The organism is Streptomyces sp. MZ04, from assembly GCF_004684775.1.
Taxonomy (GTDB): Bacteria; Actinomycetota; Actinomycetes; order Streptomycetales; family Streptomycetaceae; genus Streptomyces.
In genome coordinates, this window is sequence record NZ_SRIC01000556.1 from 1 (window position 1) to 1639 (window position 1639).

2 protein-coding genes are annotated in these 1639 nt (G+C 73.5%); both read left to right on the forward strand.

Annotated elements, in window-relative coordinates; all coding sequences use genetic code 11:
• Positions 1 to 254 (forward strand): hypothetical protein (locus E2651_RS43070; RefSeq protein ID WP_135336708.1); only part of this gene is annotated, 254 nt, incomplete at its 5' end.
• A gap of 48 nt (positions 255 to 302) precedes the next feature.
• Positions 303 to 1466: a cysteine desulfurase family protein gene (locus E2651_RS43075; RefSeq protein ID WP_135336709.1), complete on the forward strand. Its 1164-nt coding sequence runs from the start codon at positions 303 to 305 to the stop codon at positions 1464 to 1466.
• The last annotated feature ends 173 nt before the right edge of the window (positions 1467 to 1639 follow it).

The following is a 1639-nucleotide window of genomic DNA, read 5'->3' on the forward strand; positions in this document are numbered from 1 at the left end:
CCACCGCCCCGGCCGCCCGCCGCGACGCCGACGGAATGGCCGTCGCCTCGTTCGTGCTCGGACTGCTCGGGCTGCTCGTCCTGAATCTCTTCCTCGGCCCGGTCGCGATCGTCCTCGCGGGCCTCGCGCTGCTGCGCGGCACCAGCCGCAAGGGGCGCGCGCTCCTCGGTCTCGGGCTCGGCGTGGCCGATCTCGTCGTCCTCGCCGCGCTCATGTCGATGGACAACACCGTGTCCTGGGGTCTCGCGGGCTGACACCGCTTGGACGCGGCCGGTGCCATGGCTCGTAGAATCGAGCGCACCATGGCCTACCTCGACCACGCAGCGACCACTCCGATGCTTCCGGAGGCGATCGCGGCGATGACCGCCCAGCTCGCCGTCACCGGCAACGCCTCCTCACTGCACGCGGCGGGGCGCCGGGCGCGACGCACCGTCGAGGAGGCCCGCGAGTCGCTCGCCGAGTCGCTCGGCGCGCGCCCCAGCGAGACCGTCTTCACCGCGGGCGGCACCGAGGCGGACAACCTCGCCGTGAAGGGCCTGTACTGGTCCCGGCGTGACGCCGAACCCGCGCGCACCCGCGTGCTCGCGAGCCCAGTCGAGCATCACGCCGTCCTGGACGCCGTGCACTGGCTCGGCGAACACGAGGGCGCCACCGTCGAGTACCTCCCCGTCGACCGGTACGGACGCGTGCACCCCGAAGCCCTGCGCGAGGCGATCGAGCGCGATCCCGCCGATGTCGCGCTCGCCACCGTCATGTGGGCCAACAACGAAATCGGCACCATCCAGCCGATCCGTGAACTGGCCGACGTGGCAGCGGAGTTCGGCATCCCGCTGCACGCCGACGCGGTGCAGGCCTTCGGGCAGCTGCCCGTCGACTTCGGGGCGTCCGGGCTCGCCGCGATGACCGTGTCCGGCCACAAGATCGGCGGTCCGTACGGCATCGGCGCACTGCTCCTCGGCCGTGAGTACAGCCCCGTCCCCGTCCTGCACGGTGGCGGGCAGGAGCGCCATGTGCGCTCCGGGACGCTGGACGTGCCCGCGATCGCCGCGTTCGCCGTGGCGGGGCAGCACGCCGCCGGACACCGCGAGTGGTTCGCCCGGGAGATCGGCGGACTGCGGGACGAGCTGGTCACCGCGGTGCGCGCGGCGGTTCCGGAGGCGATCCTCGGGGGCGACCCGGTCGACCGGCTGCCCGCCAACGCGCACTTCACCTTCGCCGGCTGCGAGGGCGACTCCCTGCTCCTGCTGCTCGACGCCCAGGGCATCGAGTGCTCCACCGGCTCGGCGTGCACGGCGGGCGTGGCCCAGCCGAGTCACGTCCTGCTCGCCACCGGCACCGACCCCGATCTGGCCCGCGGCACGCTCCGCTTCTCCCTGGGGCACACGTCCACGAAGGCCGATGTCGACGCGGTGGCCCAGGCGATCGGCCCGGCGGTGGAACGGGCGCGGACGGCGGGGCTGAGCTAGGGCCTGTCCGATGGGTCCTGCCGGGGTCGCGACCCCTCGGCCCTGGTCAATCGGCGCCCGGCGCGAAGGCCGGCCTGACCCATCGGACAGGCCCTAGTAGTGCTTCGTTAGGTTCTGGCTCGGGTGAGGGGGCGGCCGCAGGTGGTGCAGGTGCCGGTCCAGCACCGCAGCTG

What these genes read in the sequence shown, in the direction of transcription:
- E2651_RS43075 (WP_135336709.1), top strand. Translation starts at nt 303, where the DNA reads ATGGCCTACCTCGACCACGCAGCGACCACTCCGATGCTTCCGGAGGCG.